This is a genomic window from Lysinibacillus sp. BPa_S21, from assembly GCF_023337795.1.
In the GTDB taxonomy this organism is placed as follows: domain Bacteria; phylum Bacillota; class Bacilli; order Bacillales_A; family Planococcaceae; genus Lysinibacillus.
The window spans coordinates 24,146-41,815 of record NZ_JALIRS010000022.1 but is presented as its reverse complement, the minus strand read 5'-3'; the positions used below and the strand labels follow the sequence as shown (position 1 = coordinate 41,815).

Below are 17,670 nucleotides of genomic sequence, written 5' to 3'. Positions count from 1 at the left end.
GGCTCGGAGATGTGTATAAGAGACAGCACCAGTAGCCCCAGTAACCCCGGTAGCACCAGTAACACCAGTAGCCCCAGTTTCACCAGTAGCCCCGGTAACACCAGTAGCGCCAGTAACACCAGTAACACCAGTAACACCAGTAACACCCGTCACGCCAGTAGCCCCGGTAACACCAGTAGCGCCAGTAACACCAGTAGAGCCAGTAGCCCCGGTAGCCCCGGTAGCCCCGGTAGCCCCAGTAGCCCCAGTAGCACCAGTAGCACCAGTCACGCCAGTAGCCCCAGTAGCTCCAGTACTTCCAGTAGCGCCAGTTCTTCCAGGTTTAACAGGCCAAACAGGACAGCTTGGAGCACAAGGATTACAACAGCACGGGAATGTATTACATTTGCTGCAAATTCTATCGTTAAATTTTCCAAAATGCATTGTTTCACCTCCTCTCTCTCAAATATCGTATTCATAGAGAGAGAAAGTGAAATAGACAGTTTAACTACTTGGTTATTCCAAAGTATTAATAGCGATAAAAGTATATTTCTTCAATAAATAGTAAAATCTATTACTAGAAATTGAAAATTACTCCATTGTACTAACTAATCCTCCATCAATATAGAAGAAAATTAAGATTCTTCATCAGACTTATTTAAAATACGATCAAAATATTTTTTATTGTGCAGTATTCTTTCATCATTTGGTAAAAAGAATCTGGCTAATTCGTTATGGGCGTTGGCAGTTTCATATTGTTGTAACCGATCAAAGAGGACACAAAGCTGTAAGTGGGGCAACCATGTCGTATAGGTTTTATTTTGAAAAGGGGCATTTGGGTTTTGCTTGATGACAAGTGCTTGTTCATACCAAAATATTGCTTCATAATTTTTGGCTTGCTCCATGAAATGAAAACCAAGTCTACAACACGCTTCTGGGCGTGGAATATCATATTCAAAGCTTCTTAAAATGGAACTTAATTTATTGTCTGTATCATTTAAATGAGAATAACAATCTGCTAGTTGGAAACAGGATCGAATGTTATCTTCTATCCAGCCTAATTTAGAGGTTAAAAACGTTTCGTAGTAGAATATTGCATCTTCAAATTGTCCATGATCGACTAATTCATTGGCGTAATAAAATGTATCACGGGGAGAGAGCGGTTCTCCTGATTCAACTAATTGCTTATAGATGTTAATATTCCGCGTATGATCATGACTTAGTGGTAAATGACTGACAGCGATATCGCTCTCTAAAAGCTTTCCACTGACTTCTAAATATTCATGTACGGCACCGATCCACTGGAATTGTTTATCTTTTCTTACTAAACGATTTCTTCTTAATAGAGAATTTACATTTCCTTCGTTATCAAAGCTTAAATTATAGTTCATTGAAACAGCATCTATATCAAGAGTTAAGGATTCTTTTAGTGCTTTAAATTTTTCCTGATCCTCCTCTAATAATACGTCGTCCGCGTCTAACCATAAAATGTACTCCTTTGTTGCTTGTTGGAATGAAAAATTTCTTGCAGCTGCAAAATGATGAATCCACTCAAAGTCAAAAATACGATCTGTAAACTGTTTTACAATTTGTTTTGTATTGTCGGTAGAGCCTGTATCTACGATATTAATCTCATCGACTAAGTCTTTTACAGATGCAAGACATCTACCAATGACATCTTCTTCATTTTTCACAATCATACATAAGCTAATGGACACCATAAAGTTGATTCCTCCTTACTATAATCAATGTAGTATATGTGCTACTAAAATTTTTGGTTGGATAAATGCTCGAAGATGTAGCATTACATAATAATAACTGTGCAATTTGCTTGTTTTCTTTGTCATAAATTTACCTTCCAAGTTTCACGCGAATTTCACAATTGTGAAGTATAGTTAAGAAACAGAGGTGATGATGTTGAAAAAATGGGCATTCTTCATTTTTTCTTTAGTACAGCTTGTATGGTTAGCGGGATGTACGGAGAAATCGTTTGAGCCTATTGAACGGGATCAGAATTTTATTGCGTCCTTAAATATACAAGAGCCTTCGTTAGATTTTATAGATGGACAAGGTAATGTGATTGCAACATGGTTATTTGAAAAAGCTTACTCCGGGGCAATACTACTCGGAAATGATCGTGTGTTATTGTACGGCCATCAATTGAATGAAATTGACGTCTATACATTATCAACCGGAAAGAAGCTCTATTCCAAAAAGGTAAAGCCTGGTTCAACGAATGCGTATTATGTAGAAAATAGAAAACAGTTTTTTATGACGAATAGCAAAACGAATACCGTGACAAGCTTTGATGAAGAGGGCAACGAACTGGCAACACAGAAGCTTGGTAATTATCCTATGTCAATGGCTGCCTATAAAGATAAGCTATATGTGATAAATTATAAAGATACGAAATTATCGGTGTTAAATATTGAAAATCTAAAAATTGAGCAAGAGTGGCCGATTCAAAAGTCATCACATGGAATAGCAATTCTTGAAGAGAAAAAAGAACTATGGATTGGTGGCCATGGAGAAGGAAGTAAACCGAATAACTCAGTAAAAAAATATGATCTGATAACAGGGGCCAAAAATGGGGAGATCAAAATGCCTTTAATGCCTGTAGGATTAACTAAAACAAAGGATGCTGTCCTCGTTGTTAGTCATGGCCGCAATGAATTATATGTTGCCGATCTTGATGGAAATGTGAGATGGCAGCAAGAGGTAGGCGCAAATCCATTTGTCGTAAATCAGTTTAAGGATTATATTGTTGTCGCTGGTTATGATGACCATACTTTGTATTTCATAAAAGAAGGTCAGGTGAAAAAAACAGTTGATGTGGGGAAAGGTGCATTTCAATTGTTGGTGAGGGAGGAAAAAATGTGACAACTGTATTAATTGTTGATGATGAGCAAGATATGCGTAATTTAATAGAGATGATGCTCCATAATGCAAAATTTGAGACTGTAACAGCAGCGAGTGGTACAGAAGCCTACGATATTATCGTACGCGAAAAAATTGATTTAGTTCTACTTGATGTGATGATGCCCCATGAAGATGGTTTTGCGGTTTGCCAAAGTATACGTGCGATGTCGAATATACCCATTATTTTCCTGACAGCACGTGATGCAAATGAGGATAAGGTTAAAGGCTTAACAATTGGCGGAGATGATTATATTGTCAAACCTTTTACAAATGATGAGCTAGTTGCACGAATCCATGCTGTGCTAAGAAGAAGTGGTACTAATGTTGAAGATTTGCAGCAAAAATATGTGATATATGGACCTATTAAAATAGATGAGATTGCACGAAAGGTATCTGTAGATGGCAAGAGTATTCCACTTACTTTAAAGGAATTTGAACTTTTACATTTATTTATGAATAATCCTGGAAATGCTTATACGAGGGAGCAATTACTAGAACGCATTTGGGATATTGACTATGTAGGGGGAACAAGAACTGTGGACACGCATATAAAAACCTTACGTATTAAGCTTGGAAAGGAAGCGGCGGGGCATATTCAAACCGTCTGGGGAGTGGGCTATCGCTTTGATCCTGGCGAATGAAAAAGATTTCAACACGCATTTGGCTTTTAATCTTTGCATTTTTAATCATTACCGTTGTCTTTATGTATGTCCTGACTAATTATTTATATGAACGACTTTATGTAGAAGATACGGAAGAGACGATGGTAGAAGTAGGGACGAAGCTACAAACAATGTATACCGGTAGTAAGGTGACAGATGAATTTATTGCAGATATTGAACATTACGCCAATTATTCAAATTTAAATATTTTTGCAGTAAGAAATCCGCGAGAACTAAGTGCCTGTGTGCCGTTTGATATTGATTTCGAAACATTAATTGGTCCAGAAGAGCGACAGCAATTACTTTCAGGTAAATATGTACAAAAAATTGGGTACGAGCCCCGATTTGATAGACAGCTAATTTCTGTAGTGCTTCCATTGGTAGATCAAAATAGGCTTGAAGGGATTATTTATATTTACTTCCCTCTAGCAAAGATTAGTGAGTTGGCGAATAATGAAGTCATTTTTTTATTTGTTAGTGCCTTTATATTTTTAATTATCGTCAGCTATTTAATTTATAAAGGAATTCGTCATATTATGAGACCTTTAAGCGATTTACAAAACGCTGTTGAGCAAATGTCATACGGAAACTATGGAACACGCGTGCCAGTTCAATCAAAGGATGAGATTGGGAGACTTTCGAACACTTTTAACCAAATGGCAGAGGCGATCCAACAAGAGGATGAGGCTCAAAAAACGTTTTTAGCGACAGTCTCACATGAATTACGAACACCCATTAGCTATGTAAAAGGGTATAGTGAAGCAATGCAAAATGGCATTATTCCAGAAAATCAAAAAGAGGAAACGATCCAGTTGATTGTACGTGAGGCCAATCGTATGGAACGTTTAACAAATGAATTGCTTCAACTTGCTCGTATGGAAAATGAACAAGCAGAAATTACTTTATATCCAATCCCTCTTGCCGAAACATTACGTGAGGTTCAAAAAATATTAACGCATCAGGCAGAGAAAAAGAGCATTGCACTTCATTTGGATGCCGATGATACATTAATCATCAAAGCTGATGAGGTAAAGCTGAAACAAATTTTTATTAATATTATTGAAAATGCTATTAATTACTCGTATGAACGATCAAAGGTTGAAATTACTGCTTTTGAGGATAATGCTAATGCACAAATTATCATTAAGGATTACGGAATGGGCATTCCTCAAGAGGATTTATCGCATGTAACTGAGCGCTTTTATCGTGTTAATAAAGCACGGAGCCGAGCAGATGGTGGCAGTGGTCTAGGCTTGTCAATTGTTGAACAATTGTTGAAGCAGTTACAGGGCAAGATTGAGATCGAAAGTGAAGTTGAAAAAGGCACAATTGTAAAAATTACATTGCCGTTAATGGAGGAATAAAAACATGAAAAAATGGTTATTGGCATTAGTCGCAGTACCTGCATTATTAGTAGGTTGCGGAGACAAGAAAGAGACAGCGGCTTTACCAGAGCCTGAAGTAGCTCAAATACCAGAAGTTGAAATTTTAACACCAAAAGAAGTAGCGATCAATGAAACAATTGATCTTGCTGCGCAGGTCGTAGAAGGTGGCAAAAAAGTTGATGATGCAGTTGTACAATTTGAGGTATGGGAATCTGGTAAACGTGATGAAGGTCAAATGATGGACGGTAAATTAGAGAAAGATGGTGTTTATAAAGCGACGACTACATTTAAACACGATGGGATATATTATATGTATGCCCATACTACATCAGCCAGTGGTATTCATAATATGCCGAAACAACAAATTACTGCTGGAAGCCCTGATATGTCGAAAGTTTTACCAGAGGATGAAAAAGCAAACAACAACAGCATGGATCATAACATGATGGATCACAGTAATAATAATTCTGAGGATACTGAGCATAGTGATCAAGAAAAAAGTGAAAAAAATCACCATTAAATGCTTGCATTATTTTTAAAATAGGAATATGATAATGACCAGATGACCGAAACGGTTTTCTGGTCATTATCATTTTCGTGTACAAAGGTATGTACATAATAGAACAGGAAAGGATGTTACTAATGGATCGTAGGCAGGAAATTCTTGAAGCAGCTACAAAATCCTTTACATTGTTTGGGTACAAGGCGACAACAATGGAGCAAGTAGCTAAAATTGCGAATGTCGGTAAAGGGACGATTTACACATTCTTTGCAAATAAAGAAATTTTATTTCAAGAGATAGCTATGTCACTTGTACGAGAGATGCAAGCAGAAGCGGATGCAGTGTTGGATGCATCAGCTAGCTTTATGGACAATGCGCACAATGCTTTAATGAAAATGCTACAGTTCCGTGAAAAACATCTTTTATTTGCGAAGTTATTAGAGGAGGAAAAGGAACTACGAACGCCAGCAGTTAAACAAGCTTTAGCTCGCATTGAGACTGAAATTTTATCCTACGTTACTGAATTAATTCAAAGACGTATCGTAAAAGAAGAAATTAGAGACTGTGATGCAGAATTAGTAAGCTTTCTGTTGTTAAAGGCGTATCTAGCATTTGTCGTTGATTGGCATGAGCTACATGGCGAAATTATTCCAGAAGAAAAGATATTAAATCTTTTCAAGGAAACAATCTTCCGTGGGTTAATTTTAACTTGATTTAGCTGAGCAAAAGGTGAATCAATGACGGTCTAGAGGTTTTGCCCTCCCCTGAAAATTTTGCTTTTTTTTTGAATAAAAATGACCGACTTACATTTTCGGTCAAATATAATAGGAGTGAAGAAAACTTATGATTAAAGCTGAGTGGCTGAAAATCTTTAAAACAAGAAAAATGCTTGTTTCAATAATCGCTGTATTATTTATCCCAGTCATGTACGCCGGTATGTTTTTATGGGCATTCTGGGATCCGTATAAAGGTCTTCCGAATTTGCCAGTAGCCGTTGTCAATGAAGATAAGGGCGCTGAAATGGAAGGAGTTAAATTAGATTTAGGGAACGATTTAGTCGATAAGCTTGTCGAGAGTAACGAGTTTAAGTTTATTGACGTTTCCAAAGAAGAAGCTGAAAAAGGTTTACATGGCCGTGATTACTATATGATTCTAGAAATTCCAACAAATTTCTCTGAACACGCAACTACTTTATTAGATGACAAACCTTCTAAACTAGTGATGAATTATATTCCGAATGAAGGATTGAACTTCCTTGGTGCACAAATTGGTGAAACAGCAATGGACCGTGTACGTGCGGAAGTGAATTCTAAAGTTTCTGCTACTTATGCAGAAAAATTATTTGATTCTATTACAACACTTGGAGATGGCTTTACAGAGGCTGCAGATGGCTCAAGTAAGCTAGATGAAGGTGCTAAAACTTTAGCAAATGGTACAAAAGATTTAAAAGGTTATCTTGAGCAACTAGCATCAAGTACAGTTGAATTGTCAAATGGTGCAGATAAAATTACTAAAGGTGCAGGAGACGCTGCAAAAGGTGCGAATGATTTAACTACTGGCTTAGTAAAATTACAAGACGGCACTGTACAGTTACAAACAGGTGCCCAGCAAGCAGCATCTGGAGCAACAACTCTTTCGCAAGGTATATCACAATATACACAGGGTGTAGCGCAAGTTCAAGCAGGCTTAGCTAAGATTAGCAATAATCAACCACAAATTACTGCAGGCGCAGCACAACTTGCTAATGGTGCAGGTCAATTAAGTGGTGCAGCAGGCCAATTAGCAGGAGGTTCTGCTGAAGTAACAGCAGGCATAGATGCCTTATCTGAAAAATTAGACGCCATGATAGCTTCATCGCCTGAAGAGCAAAAAGCAGTTTTAAATCAAATAAATCAATCATTAGCACAGCTACGTGCAGGAAACGAAAAAGTGCGTTCAGGTTTAGGTGTTTTATCAGGTAAAACAAACGAATTACAAGCTGGTGCTAACAAATTAAATTCTGGTGCATCACAAATTGCAGCAGGGCAATCACAAGTGTTAGCAGGGGCTAATGAGTTAACATCAAAAAGTGGTGCATTAATCGAAGGAGCAAAAGGTCTTCAAGCTGGTAATGCAACACTTGCTCAAAAATTAGGTGAATTAAATGCTGGTGTTAAGACAGCTGTAACAGGTTCTAAAACATTGGCTTCAGGTTTAAGTGAGTTAGCAAGTGGTTCAACAACATTGAATCAAGGTACATCAACACTTGCCTCTAAATCAGGTGAGTTAGCAGAAGGTTCTGCGAAAATTGCTGATGGTTCAACTGAACTAGCAGATGGTACATCAACTTTAACTGGCAAACTAGGTGAAGCTAGTGAAAAAGCAAAAGAAGTTCATGCAAGTAAAGACACATATGATATGGTAGGTAGCCCAGTTGAGGTTGATAAAGAATCTGTTAACCATGTACCTAACTACGGAACAGGTTTCTCACCATACTTTATCTCTCTTGGTTTATTCGTTGGTGCGCTATTAATCTCTATCGTGTTCCCACTTGTGGAACCAGCGATTCGTCCAAAAAATGGAGCAGCTTGGTTTACAAGTAAAGTCTCAGTTTTAGCAATAGTCGGCTTAATTCAAACTATATTAACAGTGGTTATTGTAAAATGGGGCTTAGGCCTTGAAGTAAACAATTTTGGATACTTCTTCCTAACAGCATTATTAACAAGCTATGTATTCTTAGCTTTAATCCAAATGTTAGTATCTATTTTCGGTGATCCAGGACGCTTTATGGCGATTGTTGTATTAATCTTACAACTTACAACAAGTGCGGGTACATTCCCACTTGAGTTAATCCCATCACCATTACAAGTATTTAATAAACTATTACCAATGACATATACTGTTTCAGCATTTAAAGCAAGTATCTCAACTGGTGATACATCATTCTTAATGCAAAACTATGGAATTCTAGCAGGCTTCCTAGTAGCATTCTTAGCAATTACTTTCGGTTATTTCATGTTACTACACACAAAACGTTACTCAAAAGTAGCCGAGGAAAACTAAAAAGGAATTTTTTACACCCACCAATATTGGTGGGTGTTTTTTTGTGGTTGAATGATTGCTTTAACTTGGGAAGAGAGCTACCGAAAACGGATCAGGTAGAGAGAAGAACTGCTCAGGTACCCCCGCAACTGATCAGGTAGGGAGAAGAACTGCTCAGGTACCCCCACGAACTGATCAGGTAGGGAGAAGAACTGCTCGGGTAACCTCGAAAACTGATCAAGTAGAGAGAAGAATTGCTCAGGTACCCCGCAACTGATCAGGTAGGGAGAAGAACTGCTCGTGTACCCCCGCAAACTGATCAGGTAGGGAGAAGAACTGCTCGGGTCCCCCCGCAACTGATCAGGTAGGAAGAAGAACTGCTCAGGTCCCCCCGCAAACTGATCAGGTAGAGGGAAGAACTGCTCGGCTCCAACGAAAAATTGCTCAAATGAAAAAAACACACAAAAAACAGCAGCTGATATGAGCGTATCAGCTGCTGTTTTGTAAGTGTAAGAGATTTAATTAAAGGTTCATCAAATTATGATGAAGGGTGTCATTATTAGTACGTGTGGGGCACGTATATGACTATTACAGAATAGGCAAATGCTTATAGGTGGTTACATTTTTCACAAGTGTTGCTGTAGCATTCACTTTGTTCTTCAATTTTTTCACCGCATTCTGTACATTGCTTTGCAGGTAGGTTCTTGAAAAATTCAACTACATTTTCTAACATTGTGGACTCCTCCTTTAAGTTCATCTGTACTATTACTGTTTTGATATTTTATAGTGTATTATAACAGATGCTTTTCGTCAACACAAAATGCCTAATTTACGTTAAAATAATTATGGATATTTTGTGAAGGAGGAAATGGAATTTATGATATTCGTTGATAATAAAAGGATTCATGACCCACGCATTAATCTTGCCATTGAGGAGTATTTATTAAAAACAATGGATGTTGAGAAGGATCCGGTGCTACTTTTTTACATCAATCAGCCTTCAATCATCATTGGTAAAAACCAAAATACAATCGAAGAGATTAATACCGATTATGTAGAGGATAATGGCATTATCGTTGTACGACGTCTTTCAGGTGGTGGAGCGGTATATCATGATTTAGGGAATCTTAACTACAGTTTTATCACGAAAGACGATGGCGATAGCTTTATGAATTATAAAAAATTCACGCAGCCTGTTGTAGATGCACTAGCAAAAATGGGTGTTCATGCTGAGCTTTCAGGCCGTAACGACATTTTAGCGGAGGGACGTAAAGTTTCCGGAAATGCACAGTTTTCTACAAAGGGTCGTATGTTTAGCCACGGTACATTAATGTTTGATACAGAAATTGATGCTGTTGTTTCTGCACTAAAAGTGAAGAAAGATAAAATTGAATCAAAGGGCATTAAATCGATTCGTTCACGAGTAGCTAATATTTCTGAATTCTTAAAAGATAAGATGACAGTCGAAGAATTCCGCCTAGAAATTTTAAAATCCATTTTCGGTGGTGAAGAAAATATTCGCTATTATGAGCTAACGGAGGAAGATTGGGCAAATATCCATAAGCTATCTGCTGAGCGTTATCAAACATGGGAATGGAACTACGGTAAATCACCACGCTTTAATATTCAAAAAACACATCGTTTCCCAACAGGAGGCATTGATATTCGCTTAGAGGTGAATCATGGAATTATTAAAGAAGCGCATATTTTTGGTGATTTCTTCGGTGTAGGCGACATGGCAGATGTTGAGCAACGCTTAGTTGGGACAAACTATGATCGAACTGCAATCGCTGAGGCGTTAACGGATATTGATATCCCAACATACTTTGGTGGAATTACGACAGAAGAGTTTTTACAATTAATATATTAAGAAAAGCCTGTGTAGAAATTGGCAAATATCCTAACAGGAATCAACACTAAAAAATAGGGGGTGACATTTGTTAAAACGTATTCCATGCAAATTAATCCCTCGCTTTGGTATGAGTATCATACAAGTGATTGTCCAATGTATTTTGGCTCATCATTGGAAATTAGGGATGACATTTTGTTAAAAAGTATGCGATGCGAATAGTTGATTGGAGTGGAGGCTAGACGACTCCTTGGGGATCAGCGTCACAGATGAGACCCTGGAGCGAGCATCGCGAGTGAAGCGGCTCATCGGACGCCCCCAGGAAAGCGGCTAGCCGGAACGGAAATCAACCACACGTTATGGGAATGCCCCTTATTAAGGCAGAGGCATTTTTACACAAAAATCTGTAGTTAACAATTCGTGTTAACTTTTGCTACAAAAGGTTCGTTGACAGTTATGTCGGCGGGCCTTTTTTTGATACAATGTAAGATAGAAAGGAGTGTTGGTATGGAGAAGCATCGAATATTTATTGTCGAAGATGATGTAAAGATTGCGTCATTGCTCGCAGAAACGCTTAGAAAATATCAATACGAAGTTGAAACGGTCAAAGAATTTGATCAGCTCATTGAAGAATTTACAGCATTTAATCCACATATGGTGTTGCTTGATATAAATTTACCTTCGTACGATGGCTACTATTGGTGTCGCCAACTACGTCAACATACAACTTGTCCAATTATTTTCATTTCTGCTCGTTCAGGGGAAATGGATCAAATTTTTGCGCTAGAAAATGGGGGCGACGATTTCATTACGAAGCCTTTTAATTATGAAATTGTACTGGCTAAAATCCGTAGTCACTTACGCCGTACATATGGTGAATATGCAGCAAAACAAGAGGAACGGACAATTAAACAAGGACAGCTTGTTCTTCATTTAGAAAGAATGGAGCTCCATAAAAATGATTTAGAGATTCCACTTCAGAAAAAAGAATGTATTATCTTAGAACTGTTAATGGGAAATGCCCCAAAAGTAGTGACACGGGAGCAACTGTTAGAAGAGCTTTGGGACGATCAGGCATTTGTCGATGAGAATACGTTGAATGTCAATATGACACGAGTGCGGAAAAAGCTAGCTGATTATCATATTGCATCATCGATTGAAACAGTACGCGGAGCAGGCTATCGCTTTATGTTAAGCGCAGGTGAGATATAGTGGGCTGGAAATTATTTTTGCGTGATTACGCATCGTTCATTGTATTCCAGTTTTTATTAGTCGGCTTCATCATGGTCTTATATTGGTTGGACGGCTTTCGAAATGTTGATACTGCTATATATTCCTTCTGTATTAGTTTAGTGTTGTTAGCCTCGTTTTTACTGATTCGTTATTTAATGCGTCAACGTTATTTATTAAAAATAACACAGCTTCCTAAAACAATGGAGGATGTGTTGCAAAAAAATGCAAAAACACCTGAGGCAATGCAGGCTGAGAAATATATGCATGAACTATATCGACTTTATAAGCATGAACTTCAATCGTTATATGCGGGCCAAAAACGACATGATCAGTTTATAAATCAATGGGTGCATCAGATGAAAACACCAATCTCTGTTATTGAGCTTTTATTGCAGGATGAACGTCCTCTCGATAAAAAGAATGTGCAGGAGGAAATTGACCGCTTGCGTAGAGGCTTGGATATGGTGTTAGTGAATGCTCGATTGGAAAATTTTGAAGAGGATATGCAAGTTGAACAGATTGCTTTAAAAATGATTGTTACTGCAACTGTAAATGAAAATAAACGTTTATTTATTACAAAGCGTGTTTTCCCAGAAATTCATATTGAGGATGACATTATCGTAGCAAGTGATTCAAAATGGCTGCGTTTTATTATCGGCCAATTCGTAACCAATGCGGTTAAATATACCTTTGAGGTAAATAAAAAAATAGTGATTTCTACCACTAAAAAGGATGATCACGTACAATTAGCTATTTGTGATGAAGGTATTGGTATCCCAGCTTCCGATCTATCTCGTGTCACTAAAGCCTTCTTCACTGGAGAGAATGGGCGTAAAACCGGGGAATCCACAGGGATGGGCTTATATTTAGCGAAAGAAATCTGTGAAAAACTCGGCCACGACTTGAACATTACATCAGAGGTTGGAAAAGGAACGATTGTTACAGTGACATTTACGAATTAGGGGGATCGGAAATGACAGAAGTATGCTTAGGTGAATGGGTTTTACATGTAGAGACAGAAAAAACACAGGCATTATACGAATCGCATAATGATGATGTTTGTGAATGTTTATCCTGCAAAAATTTCCGAAAGGCAAGTCTATTGTTTCATGAAGAAGTCATGCATTTTTCGAATAAGCTTGGGCTACACTTACATAAACCAACTTTACTTAACGCTTTTCCTGTAGAAGGTGAACATGTGATGTACAGTGGGCATTATATGGTTTGTGGAGAAATAATGGAAGGTGAAATAGATGCCTGGGATGTCATCATTGGGTCGCATTGCTTTAGTCTAGTGGAGGAGGATGGTAAATCAGCTGAATCCTTAACAGAGCCATATTTTCAAATTGGCTTTGAAGTAGTAGTACAATGGCTTTTACCAGAATCCATGGAATTAATGAAGAAATAAGGTGAACAAGTTATGCCTATTTTACAAATAAAAGACGTGACGAAGGTCTATGAAGGCAAAGTAACTCATCGCGCACTAAATCAACTAAGCTTTGACGTTGAGGAAGGTGAGTTTTTAGCAGTCATGGGTCCATCAGGTAGTGGAAAAACAACATTATTAAATATGATTTCTACGATTGATGAACCAACGAGTGGCGAAATCATTTTAGATGACATGAACCCTCATATGCTGAATGCAACTGAGCTAGCCTACTTTAGAAGAAGACAGCTTGGTTTTGTTTTTCAGGATTTTAATCTTTTGCATATGCTGACAGTGGAAGAGAATATTGTAATGCCACTGACTTTAGATCAACAGCCATTGGAAGTAATAGAGGAGCGTCTTGCAGGCATTGTAGAGAAACTCGATTTAACTTCGTTTCTGCATAAACGCCCAAATGAAATATCAGGTGGACAAGCGCAAAGAACAGCCATTGGAAGGGCACTTATTCATAATCCAAGTCTCATTTTAGCAGATGAGCCGACAGGGAATTTGGATTCAAATTCTTCGCGTGATGTACTTGAACTTTTAACAAAAATCAATCAGGAAAAACGAACAACGATCGTAATGGTCACACATGATCCTATTGCAGCTAGTTATTGCGATCGCGTGTTATTTATTAAAGATGGCGAATTTTTCAATGAGATTTATAAAGATGACCGTCGTCAAATGTTTTTCCAGCGAATATTAAATGTTTTAAGCTTACTAGGAGGAGGACAAGTAGGTGACCTTTCGACAATTCGCTTACCGTAATGTCGTACGGAACAGCCGTATATACGGTGCCTTTTTCATGGCAAGCTTTTTTTCTGTTGCTGTGTTTTTCATCTATTCAATGCTCATGTTTCATCCAGATATTGAACAAGGGATTTTAGGAGAAGCATCGTTAATTGGGATGATTGGTGCTGAAATCATACTCGTGCTTTTTACCTTATTCTTTTTATATTATTCGATGAGCGCTTTTTTAGAGGCTAGATCACATGAGTTTGCAATTTTATTACATTTAGGAATGGAAAAACGCCAGATGAATAGACTTGTCTTTTTGGAGACAATGATTATTGGATCGGGCTCTATTCTTGTGGGGATTATATTTGGTTTCTCATTCTCGAAATTCTTTTTCATGATTGTTCGAGAAATTTTACATTTAGATGCATTACCCTTATACGTTTCATGGCAGCCATTCCTACTTACGATTGGTGTCTTTACAAGTGCTTTTGTAGTCATTTCCTTTATTAGTGTGTATTTTACACGTGAAAGAAAACTACGTGATCTTCTTAAAGGGGATGCTTATTTAAATAGTACGGCAACCTTTTCTAAAACTCGTGCTGTATTTGGGATTGCTCTTATTTTATCAGCATATTTACTAGCATTTATCGTACCGAAAACATCTTTAATTGGTTTAATAGTATTAATTCCGTTTTTAGCAACTTTTGGAACATATTATTTTTTCAGTGATTCTTTACCGTGTTTTTTAGATAAAGCACGGGGTAAACGGAAATTTCATTGGCAACGCTATCGCCTTCTTTCGCTAGCCGAGCAAACTCATATTATGATGGATAATGTGAAAATGTTTTTTGTCGTAACGATGGTGTCCACATTGGCCTTTTTATCGGTTGGCGTTTTAGCAACAATGTCATCATATACAATACAATATGACCGTTTAAATCCATTAGGGTTAGTTTATAAGGGAGATGCCGACAACCCATATGAGCGAAATCATATCGCCTCTTTACGAATTCAATTAGAGGAGAAGGGTTTGTCCTATCATTTATCTCGCTTCTTTGTCATCAAGCAAACATCTTCATATACTCATAATGAGGTTGAGGTGTTTAGAGAATCAGATATGAATGTATTGCTTTCCTCCTTTAGTTACCCATTACTTGAGTTAGATTCAGGAGAGGCGGTATTTATTCCATACTCGGAAGATGCCATAAAGAAACTAAAAAATAAAGTTGTGCATACCGTACTAGAGGAAAACGATATACCACTTACAATAGATAGTGTATACCCTAAAATAGTATTTCCAGGCTCTATTGTTAGCGTTAATTCTATAGTAATAAGCGATGAGGATTTTAGAAAGCTGATCAATCCAATTGCCGATAAAAACATTGAACAGCCAACCTATCATTTGTTTACCTTCTATATTCCTCAGTGGATAGAAACGAAAGACATTGGTCAGGATATAGAAGCTTCTCAATATTTTTATATGAAGAATAGATTTAGCCCATTTTACTTTGAAAATGCAGGATTAAATTATTCTTATATATTAGCTACTTACTCATTATTCACATTAGTAGGGGTTTTAGTAGCAACGGTATTTTTATTGGCAGCAGGTAGCTTTGTTTACTTTAAATTGCATACTTCTCTTGAAAGAGAAAAGCGTAAATTCGATGTCTTAAAGCGAATGGGCTTAACAGATACAGAGCTCAAAAAGCTTGTGAATCGTCATTTATTCCCACAATTTTTCTTGCCATGGGGTGTAGCAATGATGCATAGTGCCTTTGCTTTTCTAATGGTTCAAGGTATTTTGAAAGATATAGCAAATATTTCCATTGTAAAAGAAGTAGTCTTTGCTTTTGGTTTTTTTGTGTTAATACAAGTAGTCTATTTTTATTTGATTCGTTGGCGATACATCTCACATATTCGTTCGTAACAAAGGTGTGCAAGAGAGAGAAAAATGAATTATTTGACGTAATTTGCGACATGAAATAAAAAGTTTCGTTGTCTTTTAGATATATTTCTTATATAATATTACTGAATAATGATTCATTTTATCTTCGTTCAGTAGAAGACTACTCCCACCTTTAAAGGTGGTGAAATGGATGCGGGTGTGATTCCTTTTCAAGGGATGTCCAAACATCTACTGAATGAAGATAAAGCCTCCGGCGGATGTCACGGATTTTCAAAGGAATGAATTTGTGCGGGCACAATTCAAAATCCAGACGCATTGTTTATCTGCGCGACAGCGGCAATTACGCCGAGGCGAAATTGATACGATAAGGGGATGGTGTAATTGAATTTAGTTTCAAGTGTTCGTCAACAGGCGTTAGAGCAACCGGATAAAATTGCGTATCATTTTATGGGGAAAGATACGACTTACGGTGAGTTTGAACACACAGTTGGTCGCTTTGCAAAGGGGTTACAAGATTTAGGGGTAGAAAAAGGGGACCATGTGGCGTTTTTACTCGGCAATACACCACATTATTTAATTGCGTTATATGCAACAATGAGTTTAGGGGCAACGGCAATTCCGATTAATCCCATTTATACACCAGATGAAATTTCGTATATTTTGCATAATGGTGATGTAAAAGCTGTTATTGCACTTGATGCACTTCTTCCATTAGTAGAAATGGGTGTACATGCTTTTCCAAAAGTAAAAACATTTGTTGTTTGTGAAACAACAGCAGATGTTGCTGAAAAGGTAACGACGTTATCTGATGAGGCAAAGGCAAAAATTCATTTATTTTCTCAAGTAATTGCTAGTGTATCGGACTCTTTCAAACCAGTAGAAGTAGCTGACGATGATAATGCCATTATTTTATATACTTCTGGAACGACAGGGACGCCAAAGGGGGCAATGTTGACTCATAGTAATATCTACTCAAATGCACGAGATGTCGCGCATTATTTAGGTTATAAAGCAGATGATCGTGTGATTGCTACTTTACCAGTTTTCCATGTATTTGCGTTAACTGTCGTTGTCAATGCACCTTTATTAAGTGGAGCAACAGTTTTACTTGTACCACGTTTTAGTCCAACTGAAATCTTTAAAATAACAAAGGAACAAAAAGCAACAGTCTTCGCTGGTGTGCCAACTATGTATAACTTCTTGTATCAATTACCTGAAGGCAACCCTGAAGATTTCTCAACAATACGATTAGCGATTTCAGGCGGCGCGTCTTTACCTGTAGCACTATTACATAATTTCGAGAAGAAATTTAATGTACGTGTTTCAGAAGGATTTGGCTTATCAGAAGCTTCACCAGTAACATGTTTTAACCCATTGGATCGTGAGCGTAAGGCAGGTTCTATTGGAGCATCCATTTCCAATGTTGAAAATAAGGTAGTGGATGTTAACGGTCAAGAAGTGCCCGTTGGTGAAGTAGGGGAGCTCATTGTACGAGGACCAAATGTTATGAAGGGTTATTATAAATTACCTGAAGAAACAGCGATGGCGATACGTGATGGTTGGTTATACACTGGGGACTTAGCTAAAGTTGATGAAGAAGGGTACTTCTACATCGTTGATCGTAAGAAAGATATGATTATTGTAGGCGGATTTAATGTCTATCCAAGAGAGGTTGAGGAAGTACTCTTTGCTCATGATAATATTATTGAAGCGGCAGTTGTAGGTTACCCAGACCCTAACTTAGGTGAAGCAGTTCACGCATATGTTGTCTTAAAAGATGCAGCAGCTACTACAGCAGAAGACCTTCTGGCATACTGTGCAAAGCATATGGTAAAATACAAGGTTCCTAAAGTAATCGAGATTATTGATGAATTACCTAAAAATACGACAGGGAAAATTTTGCGTCGTTCATTAAAAGAAAAAGTATAAGATAAATGCTCGAAATAAAGAAGCTACTTTTTAATTGGTAGCTTTTTTATATTGTGAAAAAATTTTAGGGGGAGCTAATATATTTTAAGATAATTCTTCCAGGCGTGTTGATTAAGAA

General features: G+C 37.5%; 15 protein-coding genes and 1 pseudogene. 13 read left to right on the top strand and 3 right to left on the bottom strand.

The features are described from left to right. Window positions 1–423: pseudogene (locus MOK21_RS22810) on the bottom strand (collagen-like protein); the annotation flags it as partial. Window positions 424–614: 191 nt separating this feature from the next. Beyond that, window positions 615–1,700 carry a glycosyltransferase family 2 protein gene (locus MOK21_RS22805; protein ID WP_249076235.1) on the bottom strand — a complete coding sequence of 362 codons (1,086 nt, stop codon included), beginning with the start codon at window positions 1,698–1,700 and terminating at the stop codon, window positions 615–617. Window positions 1,701–1,893: 193 nt separating this feature from the next. Here MOK21_RS22805 and MOK21_RS22800 point away from each other — a divergent pair, with 193 nt between their 5' ends. From MOK21_RS22800 to MOK21_RS22775, 6 genes are all read left to right on the top strand, one after another. Further along, a complete protein-coding gene (locus MOK21_RS22800; protein WP_374110276.1) occupies window positions 1,894–2,859 on the top strand; it encodes a YncE family protein in 966 nt (321 codons plus the stop codon). After that, window positions 2,856–3,539 (top strand): response regulator transcription factor, encoded by a 684-nt coding sequence (locus tag MOK21_RS22795; protein WP_249076233.1) that lies wholly within the window; start codon window positions 2,856–2,858, stop codon window positions 3,537–3,539. The genes MOK21_RS22800 and MOK21_RS22795 overlap by 4 nt, the downstream gene beginning before the upstream one ends. Next, window positions 3,536–4,924, top strand: a complete 1,389-nt coding sequence (locus MOK21_RS22790; RefSeq protein WP_249076232.1) for a sensor histidine kinase — start codon at window positions 3,536–3,538, stop codon at window positions 4,922–4,924. Before MOK21_RS22795 ends, MOK21_RS22790 begins: the two co-directional genes overlap by 4 nt. 4 nt (window positions 4,925–4,928) lie before the next feature. Continuing rightward, on the top strand, window positions 4,929–5,465 hold the full coding sequence (locus MOK21_RS22785) for a FixH family protein (protein WP_249076231.1): 537 nt from the start codon (window positions 4,929–4,931) through the stop codon (window positions 5,463–5,465). 122 nt (window positions 5,466–5,587) lie between these two features. Continuing rightward, window positions 5,588–6,160 carry a TetR/AcrR family transcriptional regulator gene (locus tag MOK21_RS22780; RefSeq protein WP_249076230.1) on the top strand — a complete coding sequence of 191 codons (573 nt, stop codon included), beginning with the start codon at window positions 5,588–5,590 and terminating at the stop codon, window positions 6,158–6,160. A gap of 130 nt (window positions 6,161–6,290) precedes the next feature. Then, complete coding sequence (locus MOK21_RS22775) at window positions 6,291–8,489, top strand: YhgE/Pip domain-containing protein (RefSeq protein WP_249076229.1); 2,199 nt, start codon at window positions 6,291–6,293, stop codon at window positions 8,487–8,489. A gap of 586 nt (window positions 8,490–9,075) precedes the next feature. Here MOK21_RS22775 and yhfH read toward each other — a convergent pair. Continuing rightward, complete coding sequence (yhfH, locus tag MOK21_RS22770) at window positions 9,076–9,201, bottom strand: protein YhfH (protein ID WP_012292204.1); 126 nt, start codon at window positions 9,199–9,201, stop codon at window positions 9,076–9,078. Between the two features lie 144 nt (window positions 9,202–9,345). Between yhfH and lplA the strand changes: the two genes are divergently transcribed. The 7 genes from lplA to MOK21_RS22735 all read left to right on the top strand — a co-directional run bounded on the left by lplA (window position 9,346) and on the right by MOK21_RS22735 (window position 17,552). Next, the gene (lplA, locus tag MOK21_RS22765) at window positions 9,346–10,338 is read left to right on the top strand and encodes a lipoate--protein ligase (protein WP_249076228.1); all 993 of its coding nucleotides are present in this window, start codon (window positions 9,346–9,348) and stop codon (window positions 10,336–10,338) included. Window positions 10,339–10,824: 486 nt separating this feature from the next. Then, entirely contained in the window at window positions 10,825–11,529 is a 705-nt protein-coding gene (locus MOK21_RS22760; RefSeq protein WP_249076227.1) for a response regulator transcription factor, read from the top strand. Further along, window positions 11,529–12,512: a sensor histidine kinase gene (locus MOK21_RS22755; protein ID WP_249076226.1), complete on the top strand. Its 984-nt coding sequence runs from the start codon at window positions 11,529–11,531 to the stop codon at window positions 12,510–12,512. The genes MOK21_RS22760 and MOK21_RS22755 overlap by 1 nt, the downstream gene beginning before the upstream one ends. Window positions 12,513–12,523: 11 nt before the next feature. Further along, window positions 12,524–12,958 carry a hypothetical protein gene (locus tag MOK21_RS22750; RefSeq protein ID WP_249076225.1) on the top strand — a complete coding sequence of 145 codons (435 nt, stop codon included), beginning with the start codon at window positions 12,524–12,526 and terminating at the stop codon, window positions 12,956–12,958. Window positions 12,959–12,970: 12 nt separating this feature from the next. Then, on the top strand, window positions 12,971–13,747 hold the full coding sequence (locus MOK21_RS22745) for an ABC transporter ATP-binding protein (protein WP_249076224.1): 777 nt from the start codon (window positions 12,971–12,973) through the stop codon (window positions 13,745–13,747). Next, a complete protein-coding gene (locus MOK21_RS22740; RefSeq protein WP_249076223.1) occupies window positions 13,719–15,644 on the top strand; it encodes an FtsX-like permease family protein in 1,926 nt (641 codons plus the stop codon). Before MOK21_RS22745 ends, MOK21_RS22740 begins: the two co-directional genes overlap by 29 nt. A 360-nt stretch (window positions 15,645–16,004) precedes the next feature. Then, window positions 16,005–17,552 carry a fatty acid--CoA ligase family protein gene (locus MOK21_RS22735; protein ID WP_249076222.1) on the top strand — a complete coding sequence of 516 codons (1,548 nt, stop codon included), beginning with the start codon at window positions 16,005–16,007 and terminating at the stop codon, window positions 17,550–17,552. Window positions 17,553–17,670: the final 118 nt, after the last annotated feature.